Below are 22809 nucleotides of genomic sequence, written 5' to 3' on the forward strand. Positions count from 1 at the left end.
AAACTCTTATATCCGTAGCATGAATTCTGCCATTTCTTTAAGCACTACAGATCTCATAGCCTAGCGAGAAATGACACACTGACTACCGTTATAGAAAACAGATATCCAATAAGCAATTACACCTAGTTACACTACCTTCACCTATTAACCTTAATATAGAAGATACTTTCAATAATTATATTTCTTTAAAATAACAAACCCTCAAAGACTTTACTAATTATTGATATAGCTTTATTAAGCATAATGAATGAAAATTAAAAACTTCACACAATATAGTGTAATTTATAAAGTAAGCTGAAATATGATATATCAACTCATCAATGGCGGACATTCACTTAGATATAAAACGAAATAGATTTCTGATAAGTACCTATAAAAAAACAATACTATACGATTTTAAACATCATTTAAATCGTATTAAAAAAACCTATTCTCAGATCCCAATAAAGGTATTACCACTTGCTCCGAAATCACTAGTAGTTAAATTAGGGGCAAATAATACTTGTCCAGCGGGAATACCAAAATTGACAATACTCTGGGCAGCAGCCACGTAATTGGCATCGGATGGATTTGGAAATGTGTATACTACGAGAATTGAAGCAAGCGGTGGATTACCGAGCGCTGCAACGGCCGTATTAATCGCGTTATTACTCACCGTACCAGACAAGGCATGATAAACATAAGTTCCTAAATGAGCATCAGGATCCGTACTGGAAAATAATACCGCTGCACAAGCTAGTAACGGAATCGCAATGCTGTGATTCGCAGTCCCGTCGAAAGGAACGAATAACCCTGTTGCTTGGGGAATCGTCGTAGAAAGACCGCCACCTGTAAGCCTAGGAATTGGCCCTCCACCTTTCGTTATCCCCAATTGCAACATTCCACTAACAGACATGCCCTGCTGATAAACGCCATTGTAAACGTAGTTAATCATGGTTTCACCTTATTTGAAATTTACTGATTATAATTGTGAAGCACGACACCAACTGGGTTATAACGACTAGACATGTAAACATTGTCATTATTATTATGACTCTTGCATATAGGAAAAATATAGGCTGTACCACCTTTTGCAACACTTTTGGCGCTCTGCCCAGGAATAACATGGCCACCGACAAAGTCCGTCGTATTACAATTGAACGGTGTATGACCGTCTGCATAATTAAATGAAGAACAGTGAGTTGTGCCATATCCATTATTGCAGGCATCGGCCCATAGTCTAATCCAGCTACTATATCCTTGGGGCTTAGGATCGCTAGTGGAGCCAATGATATTAGCAAAGGCATAATTCAGAGACCAGGTAATAGTACCGTAATAGGTTGATTCTACAATACTTTGTACTTCTAACAGATCATCCAATGAAGGTTGTTCCACATCTGCTTTTTCAGGTGCAAACATGGCTTTATAATCTTGGAAGTTATAGGGATTCACAACAGGAGCAGAACCGGTTTGAATCACTCCTTGCACCCCTGCATCCAACAACTGATTTACAAGTGTATCAATAACTTGTCGAATAGTTGTTTGATACATTTGCTTAACCGTAGGATTGCTATCGATAAAGTTCGTCCACATGTTAGGAGTAGCTTCGGTGGTATCAAAACGCTTGCTATTATACTGACTGGTCATCTTAGTATGTTGTTCAAGGCAAGTATGAATAACCAGTTGCTCTCCACTAGTTGCATCAGGCCCACAAATAGTAATATACCCAGTTGATGAGTCATAACTATATGGAATGGATATATGACCATATACTTTATAGTGAAAAAACGAACCAATTACCGCAGGCACACTCGTAAACAAATGCTTACCAGTGGTTAACTCTAATTCAATAGTTGTATTATATTTACCCTGTCTCAAGGGGCCATGATTTATTGCATTAAAAATAGAGAGATCAAATTTCACTTTTTTTGGGTCTTCATTCATAGTATATCTCCAACTTCATACCTGTCTGTATTCTATTATCAATTTTCAGGTGTTTTTTAAGAACTAAGAACAATAAATAAATTTTTAAAATAGATACCTGTAATATAAAGGCTCTTCTGAGGCTTCATCATTTTTAGCTATAAAAAATAAAGTACTGGCTTAAACAAAAAAGTTATATTACACATCGTTACACGAACGCTTTAGATGTCTTTGAAAAACGACTATGAAAGTAAGTGGTACGCAGTGGTTATTTGGCGTGAATGCACTCTAGAGAAGGCGTGAACAAACCTTTTTGTCTCAGCATGTAGACAAAACCTGTTATTCGAGGCGATTACCGAATGTGATAGGCTTATTCGTACCTTCCCTAGTAACGTATAGCTATCACACCAATACAAACCTGAAAGAAATTGGGGCTAACTTACTCATTAATAATTTGATTGAGCTAACTGTATGTAGCAAATAGGATAGTAAAAATTACAGTTGTCGTTCAAAAACTAAATATTTTGACTCATTTGCAACAATTCTATTAAAACTTGTGGCACAAATTTGCGTTGTGTGGTGATGGCGTAAAAGTGTTCGTAAGCATCGGGTAGGCGTTGATATTCTTCCAGCAATCCTTGTCGAATTTCGTCTTTCACAACGACCGGTGGTAGCACGGCTAAGGCACCGCTGTCCCTCGCGAGAAGACGCAGCATCGCCATGTCATCGGCTTCAGCTTTGACATCAGGCTGATACTGCCATGTGGCACAAAGCAGGTTAAACGCCGTTCGGATTTCGGTGTTTTTCCCTGGTAGTATCCAATGAGCCGATTCATACCCTTGCGGAAACGGTGTGTGTATCTTACTTTCTTTCGGGCCAACAATAGCGAGCGGCTGACGGGAAACTTGTTGCACAATCCAAGGCGCGTCTTTTGTTTCGGCACTAACAGGACGATTGGTCAGTACAAGGTCCAATTCATGATTGGTTAGGCCATTTAGCAGGTCACTCATGCCACGAGCGGTCAATGAAAAGCTCACCTCAGGTTTGGCCAGCAGTGGGCTGACAAAGTGCTCAACGAAGTTTCTCGATAACGTTGGCAATACCCCAATGGACAAATGCTGAGTTTCAGCAAGGATGCCTTTGTTTAAGAAAGATTCCAGCTCTTCCCCTTTATTAAAAATATCATCAGCATAAGCCAAAACCCGTCGCCCCATGTCGGTCAAAATAAGGCGACGGCCACTGCGTTCAAATAAGGCGACATCCATATTATGCTCAAGTTGTTTAATCTGCAGTGAAAGCGCCGATTGCGAAATGTGCAGCTCCTTAGCAACCTGAGTAAGATTGCCCGCGACGGCGATGCGCCAAAAATAATACAAATGGTGGTAATTGAGTCGGCTCATAATCATTCTGTAAAAGTGAACGTTTAGTTATTTTATATATATTTTTTTAATCAATCCAGTTCTGACATACTTGCCACCAGTTAATTAAGGGGCCAGCTATGAGCACGTTGTTATCTTCCATTTTTTTCATCTGTATACCCATCAGCTTGGTATTGGCAGGCTGGTTAGTCGGTCGCAAACCAACCCAAAGCCAAGGTCGTCGTCTTATTTTTTTGAATATTCTTATCATAGGGCTTTTTGCGGCTGGTGTACTGGCCCATTGGCTATTGCCATCACCCCTGCCAACCCAGCAATACCTTAGTACTTCAAACCTTAGCCTGATTATGCTGGCGCTGGTGCTCTTTATGGGCACCATATTAATGACCTTTTCACGCAACTACATGGCGACGGAACCAAGATTAAACGTGTATTGGCGCTGGTTATTGCTCACGTTAGCTGCGGTTTCTTTGGTGGTGATGAGTAACCATTTAATACTCTTCTGGTTGGGTTGGGTGTGCATCAGTCTGGCGCTGCACAAGCTGCTCACCTTTTATCCAGAACGCCCACGGGCCGCGCTGGCGGCACATAAAAAGTTCTTATTAGCTCGAACAGCTGAATTGTGTTTATTGGTCGCTTTTATTTGTCTATATCAAGCCCACAACACCTTTTTCATCCATGAATTGGTGGACACTTTTAACCTCCAAGCAAGTAATACCGCTCTGTCGCTAAGCACGAATGAACACGTCGCCGCTGTCTTAATCGCCATCGTGGCACTAATTAAGTGTGCGCAACTGCCTGTCCACGGTTGGTTAATCCAGGTGGTTGAAGCGCCTACGCCGGTAAGCGCGTTATTACACGCAGGTGTGATTAACCTAGGCGGCTTCTTATTAATACTCTTTGGTACCTTACTACTCCAAGTCGCCACGGCGCAGTGGTTAGTGCTCATTGTCGCGGGACTAACAACAGTCATCAGCGCCCTTATTATGACCACCAGAATCAGCTTAAAAGTGCGTTTGGCATGGTCGACCAGTGCACAAATGGGCTTAATGTTATTGGAATGCGCACTAGGATTGTTTGAACTGGCCCTACTGCATTTGCTGACTCACTCAGTTTACAAAGCGCACGCTTTCTTAAACTCAGGTAATGCCATCCATGACGACCTTCAGCGTCGTCTTGCTCCGGCAAAAGCCCCATCCGCTGGGGATTGGTTAGTCGCGGCCATGCTCTCAGCTTGTCTTGTAGCTGGTGCGGCGTACGTGATTCATTACCAAGGCGTTTGGAGTGCTTGGGTATTATTTGGGTTAGCGTTGACCATGTTAATCGCCCAACGTCATAGCCAGCAACGCAAAGCCAGCCTAATGTCTGCTATCGGCTTAACCCTAATACTGTTGACCATTTACAGCACCATGAAAGCCTTCTTTGGCCTTGTATTGCCAATCAACTCAATGTTGCGTATGCCTGCGTTAAGCTTGGCTGATTTCTGGGTTATGGGGCTATTTATCAGTTTATTTATCTTGAGTTGGTTGCTGCGTTATCAAGCACAACGACCGTCAGTGCAACATTTATCGATGGCGCTGTTTGCGGGTTTGTACCTTGATGAATGGTTAACTCGCCTGACATTAAAAGTGTGGCCATTGCGTTTACCCACGCGCGTTAACAGCAAAACCTTAACACAACAAACGTCCATTAAGTAAACACGTCATACAAACGTTTCTAAGAAGGAATTACCAGATGAATGCTGCCATCAGCGCCACTCAAAGCTCGATGTTAACAGAGAAACAAATGGCGATATTACAGTCAGCTGGACAACATATTGCGCCAACTTGGCCATTGGATCAGATGATTGCCGTGAACCCTTTTTGGCCAATGCGTCATCAGCCAATTGAGCGCGTCAGTGCAATACTAAGCACGCTAGGCGGTGCGCAATTATTGATGCCATCATCCTATTATTTGCAGGGTTATCAATCCGGTGAAATTTCATCCAGTGCCTTAATACAGGCGGCACAGGCACAAGGTACGCCTTTAAAAGAAGAAGCACTGGTCGCCTTTTTACAAGAAGACACAGCCACCGCAAACTGGCACAACATTTCAGACTTGTTAGACAATCAACGCGATCCGCACAAAATGGCTTGGCGCGATGAAATCACGCATCAAATTAGCCAGTTTTGCGCAGCGCATTATCAACAGTTACGTCCTATTCTAGGACGTCAGGACACCGCCCATCAGCCCGACCTATATCAACACTGGCTAGATGTTACTCGTCGGGACAAAGGCCTCAGTATTATCTTAGACGAGCCAGGGTTACAGGCCTTGTTTCAACAACTGCCCGACACACCTGAGCAAGTCATCGCCCAAGCCATAGAGACCTTAACACTCAGTGACGATCTACTCAGCCATTATGCCCATGCATTATTGCTCGATATTAATGGTTGGGGGTCGTGGGTGGCTTACTTGCGTTGGCAAGGTGAACTTTATGATCAGCCACATGACGACATGTTGGCGCTCTTAGCCATTCGTATGGCGTGGGAGCTGGTCATCTGGCGTTACTATCAGGCAAAAGATCCAGATACCGCCGAACTGTTAAAAGTTCTATGGACACGAGAAAAGCATCAGCTGCCTGACCTAATTCGCCAACAACAAAACGCACAACGTCTGTTATGGGTGTGGGCCAAAGCCGCGGAAATAAGCTATCAACAACGGCTCAATCACACTTTACTGACAGCAAAACCGCAGCCTGCCGTTCAAACACCCATACTTCAAGCGGCGTTTTGTATTGATGTGCGTTCTGAAGTCATGCGTCGTGCGTTGGAGGCGCAAAGTGATCATATTCAAACGCTAGGATTCGCGGGATTTTTTGGCCTGCCATTGGAATACCAACCCCAAGCAAGCGCCCTCTCTCGCCCACAATTACCAGGGCTGTTAAAACCGGCGATTCGCGCCACCGAAGCCATCGCATCAGACAACCAGTCGTTCAACTCTTCATCCGTCATAAAGACGGCGGTTGGACTCAATAAACGCGCTCGTTGGCACGGCTGGTCGCAAGCGGCACCGTCCACCTTCTCCATGGTGGAATCCATGGGTTGGCTGTACGCGTTCAAAATGCTGAAAAAGTCGTTTTTCTCCAGCAGTGGAGAAAATCCACTGAACCGTCTCAGTCATCATCACAAATGGACACTGACAAAAGAAGACAAACTCTTAACCTTAGAAGAAAAAGCGGGCTTGGCAAAAGGCATCTTGCACGCCATGGGCTTAACGCATTTTGCGAAGACTATTTTATTGGTTGGACACGGTAGCCACTCGACGAATAATCTCCATGCGGCTGGGCTAGATTGCGGTGCCTGTGGCGGACAGACGGGGGAAATTAATGTACGAGTGCTCGCTCAACTACTCAACGACCAAGCGGTTCGAGCGGAGCTACGAACATCTGGTGTTGACATCCCAGACAGCAGCCGATTTGTTGCGGCGCTACACAACACCACCACAGATCACATAAGCTGCTTTGATGATAATGTAGAGGAAAACGTGTGTCACTGGCTCAACGCGGCCACCAAAAAAGCCCAACGAGAACGCATCTTACAAATAGATCCAACGCTACTCAACGCTAATGATGACAAACTCAATAAAGCGTATCTAAAACGCAGCCAAGACTGGTCGCAAGTACGCCCCGAATGGGGATTAGCCAATAACGCTGCGTTTATTGTTGCACCAAGAAACTGGACTCGCCAAGTAGACCTACAAGGTCGCAGCTTTCTTCACGATTACCAATGGCAAAACGATACAGGGTTTAACGTGCTCGAACTCATCATGACGGCCCCGATGATCGTCACCAATTGGATTAATATGCAATACAACGCTTCTGTCACTGATCCCTTAAAATACGGCAGCGGCAACAAGGTATTACACAATGCCGTTGGAGGAAACATAGGCGTATTTGAAGGCAATGGTGGCGACCTGCGCATTGGCCTTTCATTGCAATCTTTACACAATGGCGAAAAATGGATGCACCAGCCACAACGACTGACTGTGTATATCGCCGCGCCAAGAGAGGCCATCGAACAGGTCACCGCAAAACACGATAACGTGCGTTATTTGATCGACAACGAATGGCTCTACCTACTACGCTGGGATGAAAAAGGCACAATTGAACGCTTTTACCAACAAACATGGGAGATGCAGGTATAACGTGACACCATTTTATAGAAATGACGTCGCGTTCAGAAAATCGCAATAAAAATGCTTTTACTGTAGAGATATGACCGTTTGTTAGTTACTCTATTGTGCTAACAATTTATCATCCATGGTGTGGTTTAAGCAGTGAAAGTTGAACAATGAAATCGACGATTAAACTTGCGTCGTTGGCGCCAAATGATGAGTTATCGCCCTTTATCGAAAGCTACTGGATGATCAAAAATCCAACGAATAAGGACGAGGAGCTTGTCACCTTTCCTGACGGGGGGATCGATTTATACTTTTTTCACAGCGAGCAGTATCCGCTCCATGTTTCTTTGGTAGGGCTGGAAACCCATTCGCAAAAAGGGTACATGCCAGCCAACTCCGTCCTCTTTGGGGTTCGACTAAAACTTCTCGCCGCAGAATATTTGTTGCATAGGCCGGTAGCGGACATAATCAATGATCGCGTTACTCTAGCAAACGGTTTTGCGGGCATAGAAATCAATGATCTACTAGAGTTCCCTCTTTTTTGTGACAAACTAAGCCAATATTTTACAGCGCAGATGACAACACCAATGGACCCGCGCAAAAAAATCATGTCTGAATTAATTTATCAATCTAAGGGCGACATATCAGTAACCGATATCGCCGCGGCGGCAAATTGGAGTAGTCGTCAAATGAATCGCTATTTCAATAAATGGCTTGGTCTGCCGCTGAAGAGCTACTGTGATATTTTGCGGTTTCGTAGCAGTTTCGAATTTTTAGAAGTGGGTCAGCTGTTTCCTGAAAATGGCTTCAACGACCAATCGCATTTTATTAAGCTAGTCAAAAAATACTCTAGCCTCACGCCTAAGCAAATAGCCCAAGACAAAAACGACCGATTTGTACAATTATCCTCTAAATAATCCCTCTATCATTGATCGCTGCATAAAATGATTAGCTTCTAACGCTCCCGTTGTCGCGACATCAAAGCCTTGTTTTACAATCAAATACATCCCATTGCACCCAATAATGAACCTATTGAATGTTTGGTGAAAAAATGAATTTAGTATCGATTATCATTATTACCATTACCTTTATCTTTTCTAGTGTCTCTTTAGCGCAAGAAGAGTCTCAGTTTCCCATCACCATTCAGCATGCTTTTGGCACATCGATTATTAAACAACAACCTAAACGTGTTGCTACTGTCGCTTGGGCAAACCATGAAGTGCCATTGGCGTTAGGAATCGTGCCCGTTGGTTTTGCTGCGGCCAAGTTTGGCGACGATGACGGTGATGGCGTGTTGCCTTGGGTCGCCGCGAGACTGAGAGAGTTAAACGCCAAAACACCGGTCTTATTTGATGAGGGAGACGGGATCGATTTTGAAGCGGTCGCCGCCACACAGCCAGACGTGATTCTTGCGGCCTACTCTGGCCTAAGCCAATCAGACTACGACACCCTCAGCATGATAGCGCCTGTCGTTGCTTTTCAAGATGCGCCTTGGTCAACAAACTGGCGCAGTATGATTCGTATTAACAGCGCTGGTCTAGGAATGAAAAAAGAAGGCGACGCACTGATCAAGAAGATTGAAAAAGACATTGCCGAACAAGTGGCGCGCTATCCAGAACTTCATAATAAATCCGCCATGTTTATCACCCACCTTGATCCCACCGATTTAAGCGTCATACGCTTTTACAGCACCCATGACGCACGCGTTAGCTTTTTTGATGATCTAGGTCTGCACTCTCCTGATAGTGTCAAAAAAATTAGCCGCAATGGGCAATATTCTGGTGAAAGCAGCATTGAACAAATAGACGAATTTAATGATGTTGATATTTTTGTCACCTACGGCAATGACAATCTACTAACACCGCTGAACGCAAATCCACTCATGTCAAAAATGCGCGCCATTAAAAACGGCGCCATTGTTATGCTTGGCAACAGTCCGCTGGCGACCGCCGCTAACCCAACCCCCTTATCGATATCTTGGGTGCTCAATGATTACCTAAAAGCGCTCGCGGCAGCCGCACGAAAATCACAATGAATAAATACCCTACTATCAACTCAGACGCGCTATTCCGACAAAACCTCTTTGCTCTGGTTGTCGCTGCAGCCGTATTAGCTGCCTTATGTTTTCTTTCGATTGCCATTGGCACCAGAGACGTGTCTTGGCAAGAGATAGTTGTAGGCTCTGCAAGGTAAGATGGACACCATGGGGGAAGCCTCGGTGACCATGCGTATTCCTCGTACTGTGTTAGCCGTATTAGCTGGCAGCGCTTTAGGCTTATCAGGTGCGATTATGCAAAGCGTTACCCGTAATCCTTTGGCTGACCCAGGTATTTTGGGCGTCAATATAGGGGCCGCATTTTTTGTGGTCATCGGGCTTGCATGGTTCGGTATCGATCAACTCAACAGCTATATCTGGCTGGCCATTCTAGGCGCTGGAAGCACCGCACTCTTTGTTTATCTCATCAGTTCCTTAGGCCGAGGAAAATCGACACCACTGAAGTATGCACTGGCGGGAGCCGCCACTTCTGTCGCTCTGTCATCTTTTACCATGGCGGTGATTTTACCCAGAAATGACATCGCAGGTGGCGCACAATCATGGCAAATCGGTGGTGTTGGCGGTGCCACGTTTGACAGCATACAGCTCATACTGCCATTTCTGTTCGTGGGCTATTTCATGAGTGTCATTGTGGCAAGAAAACTCAATGTCTTAGCACTAGGTGAAGATATCGCTGCAGGCTTGGGAGAAAAAGTAGTCTTGACTCGATCTATGGCGTGGTTGTCCGCGGTTATACTGTGTGGTGCAACCACCGCTATCTGCGGGCCTATAGGCTTTGTTGGCTTGGTTATTCCCCACTTATGTAGACTCTTGGTAGGCGTTGATAATCGTTGGTTGTTGGTGTTTTCCGCGTTGGGCGGAGCCAGCTTATTATTAATCGCCGATGTCCTTGGCCGCATTATATCCAGACCCAGTGAATTATCGGTTGGTGTGGTGACCGCCTTTGTTGGCGCACCCTTTTTCATCTGGATTGTGCGACGCCAACGGGTGAAAGAACTATGACAAATCACCTAGACCACACCGTTAATCGAGTCAGAACAGGACGCCAACGACGATCAAAACAGTGGACCAGCATTGTTACCATCCTATGTGTTTTGGCCATGACAGTTTTTACGATCACGCTAAGTATTGGTCAATCCGTTACGCCACCAAGTGAGGTTTTGCGGGTACTACTAGGAGAAACGGTACCGGGTGCCTCTTTTACCGTTGGCCACCTTCGCTTACCGCGTGCCGTCATTTCCATGCTGGTTGGCATGAGTTTTGGCATGGCTGGCGTCGCGTTTCAAATTATGCTGAGAAACCCGCTTGCTAGCCCAGATATTATCGGAGTCAGCTCTGGCGCTTCTGCGGCGGCTGTTTTTGCCATTATTATGCTCAATATGAGCGGCAGCAGCGTGGCTTTTTTCTCCATTATCAGCGGTCTATTAATCGCGCTTGTTGTATACGTTTTAGCATTCCGCCATGGTGGCGTCACAGGAACACGACTTATTTTGGTCGGTATCGGTGTCTCCGCTATGATTGAAAGCGTTATTGTGTATTTGCTCTCCCAAGCTCAATCCTGGGATAGACAAGAAGCCATGCGCTGGTTAACAGGCAGCGTCAATTCAGCGCAATTGGATCAAGCTTATCCATTACTGGTTTCTTTATGCATTTTTGGGGGACTGCTATTGAGCCGCGCACGGGAGATCGACGCTTTGCGAATGGGCGATGATACCGCCCAAGCGCTTGGGGTACGCACTGGCATGACACGTATAACCGTCATGGTCGCCGCCGTTGGACTCATCGCCGTCAGTGTTGCCATCACCGGACCAATTGCTTTTGTCGCCTTTTTGTCCGGACCTATTGCCATGCGCCTCATCAAAAATAATGGTTCTCTGATTATTCCAGCCGGTCTGGTTGGCGCCTGCCTCGTTATGGTGGGCGACTATATTGGACAGTTTCTTCTGCCAAGTCGTTATCCCGTTGGCGTCATTACCGGAGCTTTAGGCGCGCCCTATCTTATTTATCTGATTATTCGCGTGAATCAAAAAGGAAACGCGCTATGACACAAAAACATCAACTGGTTGTGGACTCGCTGTCAGCAGGTTACGGTGATAAAACCATTCTAGAAGATATAACGCTAAAGATTGCCCCTGGCCAAATCACCTCGATCATCGGTGCCAACGCCTGTGGAAAATCCACTTTGCTGCGCACCATGTCACGCTTACTGACGCCCAGCAAAGGTCAGGTATTACTAGACGGAAAATCCATACACAAAAGCCCAACGCGACAATTGGCACAGACACTTGGTCTGTTGCCACAATCGCCTACCGCGCCTGAAGGCATTACGGTGGGCGATCTGGTAAGCCGAGGACGCTATCCACATCAGAGACTCATGTCGCGCTGGAGTAAAGCGGATGATGAAGCCGTCGCCAAGGCGCTCGAAACCACCCAAACCACGGAGCTACTGGAGAAAGATGTTGATGAACTCTCTGGCGGACAAAGACAACGCGTATGGATCGCCATGGCGTTGGCACAAGAAACCGAGATTTTACTGCTTGATGAACCCACGACATTTTTAGATGTGGCGCATCAGATTGAGGTATTAGACCTGCTCGTTGATTTAAACAAAAGTCGAGGCACGACCATTGTTCTGGTCTTACATGATCTCAACCTCGCGGCCCGATATTCAGACCAGCTTATTGCCATGCAACAAGGGCGCGTCTTTACCTATGGCACGGCAACAGAGGTCATCACTGAAGCGACAATTCATACAGTGTTTGGCTTAAACAACCAAGTAATAACGGACCCAATATCAGAGACGCCCATGGTGTTACCAATTGGACGTCACAAAAGAAGCACACCTTAATAAGCTTAAGGCCATTGGAACAGTTTAATCAAATTTTTTATTAATAATCATTAACAACAGCGTTTTTAAATAGATTCATGCGATAATTCATTAGAGGAACCCAAAATGAAGAAAAAAAGCACTCTTTCGTCAACCTTAAAACCACACCACTACGCCACTACGGCCCTTTTCTGCTGCTCAATCATGACACCTATCATGGCAAATGCAGAAACAGAAGAGACAAAAGAAAGCGAAACCTTTCGTCTTTCCCCTATTCTCGTCAATGATTACGTAGAAGTAGACAATGATGCCGAATCAGTGGTCGCCAAAGAATTGTGGGTAGGTGGCAAAGTGGCCACCAGTATTCAAGATACACCGGCTTCTGTTTCCGTCATTACTGAAAAAGAAATCACCGAACGCAACGCCAGCACCACAGAAGAAGTCCTTCAATATTCGCCTGGCTTAATAACCGATTACTACGGCACAGATGACCGTAATGATTATTTTAAAATTCGTGGCTTTGATGCCACAACCTACCGTGATGGATTGACACTTGGATCAATGCGCGGTGTACGAGAAGACGCTTACGCCTTTGAGCGTGTCGAAGTCATTCGCGGCGCAAACTCCACTCTGTTCGGTCCCGCTGAGCCTGGCGGTTCCATTAACTTTGTCAGCAAACGCCCTAAATTTGAAGAGTTTGGCAATGCTTATGTGACTTATGGTTCCAATGACCACAAAGAAGTCGGTGTTGACACTGGCGATACACTGGATGAAGACAAAACTCTCGCCTACCGCTTTACCAGCAAAATCAAAGACAGTGATCGCGAATACGATTATTCAAAAGATGACTCACAACTTTTGATGGGAGGTCTCACATGGGAGCCTACTGATGACACCAGCGCCACACTCATTGTCGATTATCTGAAAACAGATTCCACCCCCAATAGCGGTGGCTATCCACTCGACAAAGAATACGATCGTAGTGATTTCTTTGGCGAACCTGACTATAACAACCATGATGTCGAACGGACCAATATCACAGCCCAAGTCAGTCATGACCTCAATAATGGCTTCAAGCTTCGAGGCAACCTAAGATACAGTGACGCAACGGACGACTTTGGCTATGTCTACCTTTCAGACAACGCCAATCGTACAGGAACAGATGTAAACCGTTATTACTTTGCTAGTAAAACGAACGCTGAGCAATTTGTAGGTAATATTGTTGGGCAGTACGATGCCAGCTTTAATCGCTTTGATAGCAGCACATTAGTTGGCGTCGAATATCAAAACGCCTCTTCTACAGCGGCCAGCGCTTACGGCTCAACATCCAGCATTAATATCAATAATGTTGTTTATAGTGGCGCTCCAAGTAGTCTTAATATTTATAGTAATAAGAAAACAGACTCTCTAACAAGAGCAGCTTTTTTACAGCAAAATTTCTCATTCGACGATAAATACATTGTGACTCTAGGCGCTCGTAATGATGATATAGAATTGACTGAAGTCAATTATCTAACCAATACAACCACGCGTAACGATTTTTCAGAAAACTCCTTCCGTTCGGCCTTCACGTACAAATTTAACGACGAAGTTTCAGCCTATATCAGCCAAGTTGAATCGGTTTCCCCACCGTCTTCTGGGACAGAAATTGTGCGTGGCGAACAACTGGAAGTGGGTGCAAAATATTCACCAAACAATATGAACGCCATCTTCTCTGTCGCTGTGTATGACCTAACGAAAAACAATGTCGACGTTGCGATAGTACAAACTAATGGCTCTATCGAACGAGAAATTATTGGCGAAAACCGCACTAAAGGGGTTGATTTGGAAGTAAAAGCCGAATTAACAGACAGCCTAAGCATCACTGGCGGCTATTCCTATATGGATTCAAAAGTCGTAGAAGACGACAACTACGAAGGGAATGACTTTGTTGCAGCGCCCACTCATACCGCGTCGTTATGGAGCCACTATACGCTACCAAGACAAGACATGACGGTTGGACTGGGTGCCCGTTATCTCGGTTCTTATTACTTTGACGCCGCTAACACGGCAAAAAGCGAGGCGGTGGTTCTTTTTGATGCGTCCTACGGCTATGACTTAACACAACAGACTACGCTGTCACTGAACATCAGCAACCTTCTAGACAAACAGTATGTTGTTGGTTCAGGGACCGCAAACTATTACAACCCTGGTCGCAATATCAGCCTGAAGCTGGACCATAGCTGGTAAGTAAAAACTCGTCTCAACATACCCCATTGAGCCAGAATCACGATGATTCTGGCTCAATATCTGCTCAAAGCAAGCGTCTAACTAAGCCCCCATCAAGGCTTCACCAGGTTCACTAACACGCTCGTTTTTAGGCAGATACTTCTGCATGATACTCATCAATTCACGGTGTTCCAAAATCGCCAGACATTCTTTTTCATTGAGATGATCAAGCAAGTTTTGAATATTGTCACTGTTAAGAATTTGCCACTCAGCACAAATCCATGCACGACAAAACTCTTTATTAGGCTGATCTTTTCGCATCTGCGCTAGGTGCCAATAGAAAAGTTTGGAATCGGACACTAAACGTTTAAGGGATGACAGAGAAGCATCAAACTGTAAAGATTTTTGCTCAACACTATGCTTATGCTGCATCGCAACGATCGCATGAGGTCTTTTCTCTTCAGGAGCACGCATCAATCCCAAGTAGCGAATCACATTGCCACGTTTAGCACCACCACTCAACCAAGACAATGGAATAGACAGAATCAAACCAAAGCTAATTGGCAACGACCAATAAAACAACTCTCGACTTAAGAACAGAGCCTCCTGACGCTAACACGACCCCCAAGACTGTGTGACTACAATGAGCACGAGCTGCCACCTTCCAAGAGGTAGCGCCGTCGTCACGAGATTGAGGCTTCCAACCACTATCGCGCCCTTTAAACACATCATAGACCACTTGAAATTGGGACAGCATTAAAATCGGTGCATACAAGGCCGACAACACTGTCTCCACTAAAGTGCTTAACGTCAGTAAGATCGGCCCACCAAATTGCATACAGCGACGAATGTTCAGCATCGCCGCCAACCACCCATAAACTTTTGGCGCTAATACCAGAGCCATCGACACGATAAACAACGAACGCGCCTTTTCAAAATCAAACACTGGCCAGGTTGGAAACAGCGATGGATTGGCAAAATATTCAGGACGCACAAAATAGGCCTGAACCGCCAAAGCAAAACCCACGACGATCAACATCAACCAAAACACAGCACTGAGATACGACATAATGCCAGACATCAAATGCAAGCGAGTCGCAAAATGAAAACCTTTGGCAAACACAAACGCCTTATGCTGCAAGTTACCTTGGCACCAACGACGATCACGAACAATCACGTCCACCAACGATGGAGGTGCCTCTTCATAAGAGGCTTTTAAATCGGTATCAAAACGCACCCCCCAACCTGCTCGACGCAATAACGCGGCTTCCATAAAGTCATGACTCATGACATGACCACCAAAAGGCGCTTTCCCTTCTAGCATAGGTAAACCACAGGCATCAGCAAAGGCCTTAGTCCGAATAATAGCGTTATGCCCCCAGAAGTTCGAAGAATAACCATGCCATGCGGCTAAGCCAGAAGCGTATATAGGGCCAAAGCAATGGTTAGCAAATTGCTGAATACGGCTGTACAAAGTATTAGCACGAATAATCGTCGGCAAGGTTTGAATCAACCCTAAACCTGGCTCAGCCGCCATCCGACGAGTGAGAGAAACCAAGCAATCTGCACCCATCAAACTATCGGCGTCTAACACAATCATGCACTCATAATCGCCACCATAACCGGTGACCCACTCAGCAATATTACCCGCCTTACGTTCAGCGTTTTTATAACGGCGGCGATAATAAATTGGGCACGCTTGAGCGTCATCATTTAACAGTGGATAAAAAGCCTGCTCCTCAGCAATCCAAGCATCGGCTTTATTAGTATCGCTGAGAATGAAAAAAGCAAATTTGCCCGGCGCACGCGCCAACAAATCTTCGCGCATGGCTTGGATATTCGCGCGAATACGCAACGGATCTTCGTTATAGACAGGCAACAAAATCGCTGTTACACCCTCAACATCTTGCTCTTTGCGGCGACGTGAAAATGGCCATAACTGAAACAATAAACCCAGTGTTGCTTGCGAAAAGGCAAAAGAGATCCAAGTAAAATTGATACAGAATAAAACCAAAAATGCCCACTGCAAACCCGCAATGGCATTGGTATTCAGTACGCTGTACATTTCTGTCGCGCCGTACCAAGACAAACCAGCGGTACCAAATAGAACAAACAAACGTGCAAAAAACGTCGTTAGTGCAAAGTTTTGTTGCCTCTTCTTACGCGGTTGAGACGCTTCATTAACCGCATGACGCGGCATATTCAAAGGGGACGTTTGCGGCAATGCGAACTGAGTAGCACTATCCTTTAATAACATGGTTATTCCTTAATCCAACGATATAGCCAAGTAGGAGCAACGGCAGTATCTCCCTGTTTAAGTTGAACCCGTAACTCTGCCAAGTCGGCGTCTTGTGGGTCAAAAGAGAGGTAAACACGCACACCGTTTTTATGAGGATTTTTCACCACGATAGTCTCGAGTATTTCCCCATTACTGATGCTGGCATCAACGCTTAAATCATTGACATTTACATCCGGCATTTTATTAAAATCGATCACCACCTCTGGGTTAGTCTTAAACAGTTTCACGCCCTTAGCGCTACGAACAACACGAGGAGACTCCAAGGATACGGGCGTATCATTAGACCAGGTTATCAAATACTGATAAGTATAAGATTGATCTTTTTTAAGGCCGTCTTTGGGCTGCCAATAAGCAACAATATTGTCGTTGGTCTCTGACTTTGATGGTATTTCCACCAGTTCAACATGGCCCTCACCCCAATCATTCGTTGGCTTAATCCAAGCAGAAGGCCGCGTGTGATAATTGGCTTCTAAGTCCTGATAATCTTCAAATTTACGCTTCCGCTGAATTAAACCAAACCCTTTTGGAGAGGTATCACTAAAAGCGCTCACCTGTAATGAATTGGGGTTGTTTAATGGACGCCAAATCATTTCGTCATTGCCTGTTAGAATCTGAAGTCCATCCGAGTCATGCACCGCGGGACGGTAATCCGGCACGTCCGATACATCAAGAGAACTATTATGCATAAACATGGACGTCAACGGGGCAATACCCACATTTTTCAGATCAGCCCTTGGAAACAACGTTGCTTTCACATCGATACGGGTTGGTTTTCCTGGATAAATACCAAAACGGTAAGCGCCTGTAATCCTTTTACTGTCTAACAAAGCATGAACCACAATGGCGTCTTGACTAGATGAAGGGCGCTCAATCCAAAAGTGCTTAAACATTGGAAACTCTTCACCTTTAGGCTGTGCCACATCAACCGCAAGCCCTCGGGCAGACAAACCATAAGTCTGCTCTTTGGAAACTGCGCGAAAATAACTGGCGCCTTGAAAAACAGCAAACTCATCACTCACATCGGCTTTGTTTATTGGGTAATGCAAACGCAATCCAGCGTATTTGCCAACCTGAGAAATCAACGCGCTTATTTCTGGGTTAGGCGTTTTGAAAGAGTCTGCTGACACGGTCAACGGAAAAGCTCGGCCGCTTTCCACCACATCGATAGACACGAGATCTTTAAAAATAAATCCTGGAGCAAATAGCTGTACGGAAAATTTGGTTGGCGAATTTCCCCACACGGCCTGATTTTGCTGAAAGTTAATTTGCTGGTAGGTTGGATAGTCCATCGTTGTTAACGCTTGAGGCGCCTTTTCCGCTGGCGTCATAGGCGATTGTGCCAACGTCCTGGCTAATTCAATCACTGTCTGGTTAGTAAAAGCATAACCTTTTGCCTCTTGATCTGGCTGAACGTTTTCCACCGTAGGAACAGCATCCACCTTAACATTGGGTTCTTCCGCCTGCGCATATCCAATAAAGTTGATTAACAGCGAGGTTAACAACGGCAATTTTATCAGAAAAAGTGAATGGGTAGGCATGTGAGATAAAGAAGTAAATAATTTCAAAAGAAGCTCTCTCGTTGCTTAATTGGACTTAACCAAGCCCCAACATAGGGATGACGTCATAAATTTGACACTTATCATATAATCAAACTTGCGTGAGATTAAGGCAGCAAAGTCGGAGGAATTCATAAAAACTAAGGAGAAATTGTGTTTGAAGAGGTTTCACACTACTCGATCGTCGCTCAACTAGGCCAGCCGCGCCTATCATAATAGAAGATATACAAATGTTACATGGCTATCATCATACTAAATATAGAAATAATTCATTGATTTAACCCAGATAAGAACCATGTGCAACTAGACCACAAATTGCCCTATAAAAACCTTAAAAAAAACGATGAAGTAACAACCATTTTCAACCATATGATATGGATTCTCAATGAGACAGGATAACCGCTGGCTATCCTGTGACACTGAGGTTTGTACGGGTTGATTCCAATACCTTAAGTGGCGATGAAAACCCCAAAAGCCTGCTAAAATAACGAAACTTAGCGTTTAAGGTAACGGAATAAATTCCTCTTCGTCATCAATGACTTTCGGAAAGGCCCCAGCCTGCCAGTCTCGTTTTGCTTGCTCGACGCGCTCTTTACGGCTAGAGATAAAATTCCACTCAATAAGGCGTTTACCGATTTTTTCACCACCGATCAGCGCGATTCGTGAATCCGCTGTCGCTTCAACCACTATGTCATCAGCGGCCGTCACAATAACCATGGCAAACTCAGGTATCACAGTGTCTCATAACAAATTATGCCTTTTGGCAAAATCAAACAGCTCCATAGACGAGCCTAAGTTTAGTTTGGCAAGAATATTGGTTTTGTGGGTACTTACCGTTTTATGGCTAATGGCCATCGTTTCTGCAATATCTTTATTGGCATGACCTTTACATAAGAACTCAACGATTTGCAGCTCTCTGTTGCTTAAACTGGCTAATAATACGCTCTCAGAGCCTGCCAGTTGTTCACCATAGAACTCTGATTGTGGGAATACTTTTTTGCCTTTCAGCACCAAACGTGCTGCTTCTGCTAATTCTTCCAACGGCTGCGCTTTAGAGATAATGCCATAGGCCCCAGCTTCAATGCAGCGCACGGCATACATCGATGGATCCTGAGCCGTCAGCACTAAAATACGGGTATCAGGGTAACGCTGCTTGACGCGGCGAATCACTTCCAAGCCACTCATCTGTGGAATATCCAAATCCAAAATCATCAGCTGGCAAGAGGTGTTTTTGAGTAATTGAATGGCGTCTATGCCGTTATCCGCTTCAGCCAGTACCACAAAGTTATACCGCTCCAGCACAGCTTTTACTGCCAAACGTAAAAACGGATGATAATCCACGACAGCAACAGAGATGGGTAACATGTTTTACTCCAGCGATAATTTATCTTATACAGCATGGACAGTTACGGACCAGAGAGCATATGCAGATCACTCTAATTACAACCATAGGATTAATCTGATTTTGCTATCATAAGAGGTCTACAAAAAAACACTTTAAAAGTAATATTTTGTAGACCACGTCACGAAATAATTTGCTGGAAACGCCCCTATTCACGCTCAATTCCCCCTGTAACGACTTTCACTAACTTAGTCTTCATAAAGGTGGTGATAAGATTATTACTCACAACATTCTAATCAAACTCTGAGGTATCCCCACAAACTTACTCATAAATAGGCTCCGTGTTCTAGCTGCTGAACGAGTTGCCTAATGCCGTCCTGCCATTCCTTTTTTGGTATCAGGAAACGGGTCATAATGGCTCATTTCCCAAGGTAAAAGTGTGACTTATTCATTGCACTTACACAAAATAGGTTAAGCTACAATAATGCTGATTTAAGGGCGCTTACCGTTTAAACAACACTTTCATCCTAACCTTGCAAAGGCAAAAGCAAAAGCATGGTACGATGTCTCATGTATTGGACAACTAAAGCCGATATCTCATGCCGAAAAATAAAGTTTTATTGGATGATACTATGGAAAAAAAACCAAAAGCTTTTAGCCTAATGCTTTGAGTAACCTACCAATGCAACAAGTGCACAAATAACAGCTAAGAGCGCATTTGCAAAGGCTTAATGAGGACTTTCGAGTTAGAAAATAGTTAATAAACTCTGGGGAATCCATTACATTTGAACTTCCCCAAGATTCGTTAGGAAATGGAACAGAGTTCTGTAGAGTAAATATATGACTAATAAATCAACAAACCCACGCCGACTTACTCCATCTATGCCTTGGCTATTAGCTTTTGAATCTGCAGCAAGAAATCTTAGCTTTACATTAGCAGCCAAAGAGCTTTCTCTCACACAAAGCGTTATAAGCAGGCACATACAATCTTTGGAAGACTTACTGGAAGTTGAACTCTTTCACCGAAATGGCAAGCAGTTACAATTGAACGAAGCTGGCGCGATGTACATGCGAGAAGTGAGCAGCGGACTTCAGCGAATACGTAATGCATCACAAAATTTAAACACATATAAATCCACGGCCACATCAATTAACCTCGCCTGCTTACCAACTTTCGCCGCAAAATGGTTAATGCCGCGTTTGGCCGATTTCTATGTTAAACATCCCAATATTCTAGTACACATACATGCAAAAGTTCGCCAATTTAATATGGAATTAGAGGGAATGGACTGTGCTATAAGTGGTGGTGGACGAGCTTGGCCTGGAATGGCATCTTACCCTCTAGTCAAGGGCTACCTAGTTCCAGTAATTAGCCCAGCATTGCATGAAAGAGTGCCTTTTAACACACCATCTGATGCCGGATTACATACGCTTTTACAAGTATCAACAAGGCCTGACGATTGGTTCCAATGGTTTTCTGTCCACGACCTTTCAACTACCAATATACGTCTTGGCCCTCAATTCGAAATGACTTCTCATGTACTCCAAGCCGCTATCGCTGGAATTGGAATTGCATTGGTGCCTTCTTGTCTTGTTGAAGATGAGCTTACAGACGGATCATTAATTATGCCTTTCAGTCCGTCAAAAGTAGATACACTGAAATATGATTACTCTCTACACATCACCCCTCACCAAGACCAATCTCCTACTGTGTCGGCTTTACGGGAGTGGCTTCTAGAACTGTCGACCCAATAATTAATCCCATCAGTTGTACTGGCCAACAAAATAAAAAGCGCCTCCGAGAGCCAGTCCGAATTTATGCATCGATACTCCAAAATTGCGAGAGCGAAACAGTTCATCATAAGCCCAACTAGGCTTAAATTTGCCACTGAAGCTATTCAGTTCAGAGCCGCCTTCATTCCCCCTCAGCAATTGCTTCAAACACAGCTTCACCAGCCAACATGCCCGATTTCATGGCTGTATGGGTCCCTTTAATCTTACTGAAATTGAGAGTGCCGGCGTTGCAACCGATCAATAAGCCACTAGGAAATATCATACTTGGTAGAAAATTAAACCTACCCTTAATTATAGCTCGAGCACCGTAGGCCACATTGATTCTAAAACGTATGATTAGAAATTCTGACGGCAGTTTTAGAGCTTTGCTTCTAGTTCAGGTAGAACCTCAAACAGATCACCTACCAAACCATAATCAGCCACTTGGAAAATTGGCGCTTCTCCATCCTTATTGATAGCTACAATCACCTTAGATTCTTTCATTCCAGCTAAATGCTGGATCGCACCAGAAATTCCCACTGCAATATATAACTCTGGCGCCACTATTTTTCCGGTCTGACCAACTTGCAGATCATTGCTTACAAAATCTGCATCCACCGCTGCACGGGACGCACCGACCGCGGCTCCTAGTTTGTCAGCAACCTTTTCAAGCAAGCTAAAGTTCTCAGCAGAGTCCCAGCCCCCGTCCGCCGGAAATTACTGTACTTGCTGCGGTCAACTCTGGGCGGCCTGACTTAACCAACTCTTCACTAACGAAACGCGAGCCCCCTATATCGAAGACAACATCTACAACCTCAGTGTTTGCATTTCCACCCTCCGCCTTAGCCTTCTCAAAAGCTGAAGCCCGAACGGTTATAACCTTGACCGTATCTAAAGATTGCACTGTTGCAATAGCATTACCCGCGTAAATCGGGCGCTTAAATGTATCTGCTGATTCCACAGCAACAATCTCTGTGAGCTGACCTACGTCAAGTAGGGCTGCAACGCGTGGCATCGTATCCTTAATGGTACTGCTCGCTGCTGCAATAATATGGTTATAATCAGCCGCCAGCTCAACAATCAAGACACTTAGATTTTCAGCCATCCCCTTCTCATAACAAGCATTATCAGCCAACAAAACCTTACTAATACCCATAACTTGTGCAGCTTCATCAGCAACACTCTGGCAACCGCTACCTGCGACCAGTATTGAAATATCACCGCCAAGCTGACTCGCGGCCGTCACAGCACTAAGAGTCGCTGGATTGAGTGTGCTATTATCATGTTCAGCAATCAGTAAAATACTCAT

18 protein-coding genes and 2 pseudogenes are annotated in these 22809 nt (G+C 44.7%); 10 read left to right on the forward strand and 10 right to left on the reverse strand.

Translation table 11 applies throughout. The features are described 5' to 3' along the window. Nucleotides 1-433 precede the first annotated feature (433 nt). The 3 genes from AC0L6V_RS09820 to AC0L6V_RS09830 form a co-directional block, all read right to left on the reverse strand. Entirely contained in the window at nt 434-934 is a 501-nt protein-coding gene (locus AC0L6V_RS09820) for a hypothetical protein (RefSeq protein WP_265218941.1), read from the reverse strand. A 20-nt stretch (nt 935-954) separates the two neighbouring features. Further along, nucleotides 955-1923 carry a hypothetical protein gene (locus AC0L6V_RS09825; protein ID WP_265218940.1) on the reverse strand — a complete coding sequence of 323 codons (969 nt, stop codon included), beginning with the start codon at nt 1921-1923 and terminating at the stop codon, nt 955-957. Between the two features lie 494 nt (nt 1924-2417). Next, entirely contained in the window at nt 2418-3302 is an 885-nt protein-coding gene (locus tag AC0L6V_RS09830) for a LysR family transcriptional regulator (protein ID WP_265218938.1), read from the reverse strand. Nucleotides 3303-3400: 98 nt separating this feature from the next. Here AC0L6V_RS09830 and AC0L6V_RS09835 point away from each other — a divergent pair, with 98 nt between their 5' ends. The 9 genes from AC0L6V_RS09835 (at nt 3401) to AC0L6V_RS09875 (ending at nt 14551) form a co-directional block, all read left to right on the forward strand. After that, nucleotides 3401-4975 (forward strand): NADH-quinone oxidoreductase subunit L, encoded by a 1575-nt coding sequence (locus AC0L6V_RS09835; protein WP_265218936.1) that lies wholly within the window; start codon nt 3401-3403, stop codon nt 4973-4975. A 37-nt stretch (nt 4976-5012) separates the two neighbouring features. Continuing rightward, on the forward strand, nt 5013-7463 hold the full coding sequence (locus AC0L6V_RS09840) for a YbcC family protein (RefSeq protein ID WP_265218935.1): 2451 nt from the start codon (nt 5013-5015) through the stop codon (nt 7461-7463). A gap of 146 nt (nt 7464-7609) precedes the next feature. Continuing rightward, a complete protein-coding gene (locus AC0L6V_RS09845; protein WP_265218933.1) occupies nt 7610-8356 on the forward strand; it encodes a helix-turn-helix domain-containing protein in 747 nt (248 codons plus the stop codon). Between the two features lie 134 nt (nt 8357-8490). Beyond that, the gene (locus AC0L6V_RS09850) at nt 8491-9474 is read left to right on the forward strand and encodes an iron-siderophore ABC transporter substrate-binding protein (RefSeq protein WP_265218932.1); all 984 of its coding nucleotides are present in this window, start codon (nt 8491-8493) and stop codon (nt 9472-9474) included. Beyond that, nucleotides 9471-9632, forward strand: a complete 162-nt coding sequence (locus tag AC0L6V_RS09855) for a hypothetical protein (RefSeq protein WP_418138989.1) — start codon at nt 9471-9473, stop codon at nt 9630-9632. The genes AC0L6V_RS09850 and AC0L6V_RS09855 overlap by 4 nt, the downstream gene beginning before the upstream one ends. A gap of 10 nt (nt 9633-9642) precedes the next feature. Further along, nucleotides 9643-10497, forward strand: coding sequence for a FecCD family ABC transporter permease (locus tag AC0L6V_RS09860; protein WP_418138990.1), 855 nt, complete (start codon nt 9643-9645; stop codon nt 10495-10497). Continuing rightward, nucleotides 10494-11540 carry a FecCD family ABC transporter permease gene (locus AC0L6V_RS09865; RefSeq protein WP_265218929.1) on the forward strand — a complete coding sequence of 349 codons (1047 nt, stop codon included), beginning with the start codon at nt 10494-10496 and terminating at the stop codon, nt 11538-11540. The genes AC0L6V_RS09860 and AC0L6V_RS09865 overlap by 4 nt, the downstream gene beginning before the upstream one ends. Then, the gene (locus AC0L6V_RS09870; protein ID WP_409419741.1) at nt 11537-12343 is read left to right on the forward strand and encodes an ABC transporter ATP-binding protein; all 807 of its coding nucleotides are present in this window, start codon (nt 11537-11539) and stop codon (nt 12341-12343) included. Before AC0L6V_RS09865 ends, AC0L6V_RS09870 begins: the two co-directional genes overlap by 4 nt. Before the next feature lie 105 nt (nt 12344-12448). After that, complete coding sequence (locus tag AC0L6V_RS09875) at nt 12449-14551, forward strand: TonB-dependent siderophore receptor (protein WP_265218927.1); 2103 nt, start codon at nt 12449-12451, stop codon at nt 14549-14551. An 81-nt stretch (nt 14552-14632) separates the two neighbouring features. Here the strand turns inward: AC0L6V_RS09875 and AC0L6V_RS09880 are convergent, their stop codons facing one another. The 5 genes from AC0L6V_RS09880 to AC0L6V_RS09900 all read right to left on the reverse strand — a co-directional run bounded on the left by AC0L6V_RS09880 (nt 14633) and on the right by AC0L6V_RS09900 (nt 19750). Continuing rightward, nucleotides 14633-15112 carry a hypothetical protein gene (locus AC0L6V_RS09880; RefSeq protein WP_265218926.1) on the reverse strand — a complete coding sequence of 160 codons (480 nt, stop codon included), beginning with the start codon at nt 15110-15112 and terminating at the stop codon, nt 14633-14635. After that, nucleotides 15087-16787, reverse strand: coding sequence for a glucans biosynthesis glucosyltransferase MdoH (gene mdoH / locus AC0L6V_RS09885; protein WP_418138991.1), 1701 nt, complete (start codon nt 16785-16787; stop codon nt 15087-15089). Before mdoH ends, AC0L6V_RS09880 begins: the two co-directional genes overlap by 26 nt. Before the next feature lie 2 nt (nt 16788-16789). Then, entirely contained in the window at nt 16790-18394 is a 1605-nt protein-coding gene (locus tag AC0L6V_RS09890; protein WP_265218922.1) for a glucan biosynthesis protein G, read from the reverse strand. Between the two features lie 492 nt (nt 18395-18886). Then, nucleotides 18887-19120, reverse strand: coding sequence for a pirin-like C-terminal cupin domain-containing protein (locus tag AC0L6V_RS09895; RefSeq protein WP_265218921.1), 234 nt, complete (start codon nt 19118-19120; stop codon nt 18887-18889). Nucleotides 19121-19126: 6 nt separating this feature from the next. Beyond that, the gene (locus AC0L6V_RS09900) at nt 19127-19750 is read right to left on the reverse strand and encodes a response regulator (RefSeq protein WP_418138992.1); all 624 of its coding nucleotides are present in this window, start codon (nt 19748-19750) and stop codon (nt 19127-19129) included. 817 nt (nt 19751-20567) lie between these two features. Here AC0L6V_RS09900 and AC0L6V_RS09905 point away from each other — a divergent pair. Next, nucleotides 20568-21482 (forward strand): LysR substrate-binding domain-containing protein, encoded by a 915-nt coding sequence (locus AC0L6V_RS09905; protein ID WP_265218919.1) that lies wholly within the window; start codon nt 20568-20570, stop codon nt 21480-21482. A gap of 18 nt (nt 21483-21500) precedes the next feature. On the opposite strand, the pseudogene AC0L6V_RS09910 reads toward AC0L6V_RS09905, so the two are convergent. Both AC0L6V_RS09910 and AC0L6V_RS09915 read right to left on the reverse strand, forming a co-directional pair. Beyond that, nucleotides 21501-21837 (reverse strand): annotated as a pseudogene (locus tag AC0L6V_RS09910) (NAD(P)/FAD-dependent oxidoreductase); the annotation flags it as partial. Between the two features lie 41 nt (nt 21838-21878). After that, nucleotides 21879-22809 (reverse strand): annotated as a pseudogene (locus tag AC0L6V_RS09915) (electron transfer flavoprotein subunit alpha/FixB family protein).

It is taken from the genome of Marinomonas sp. G8-14 (assembly GCF_055808935.1).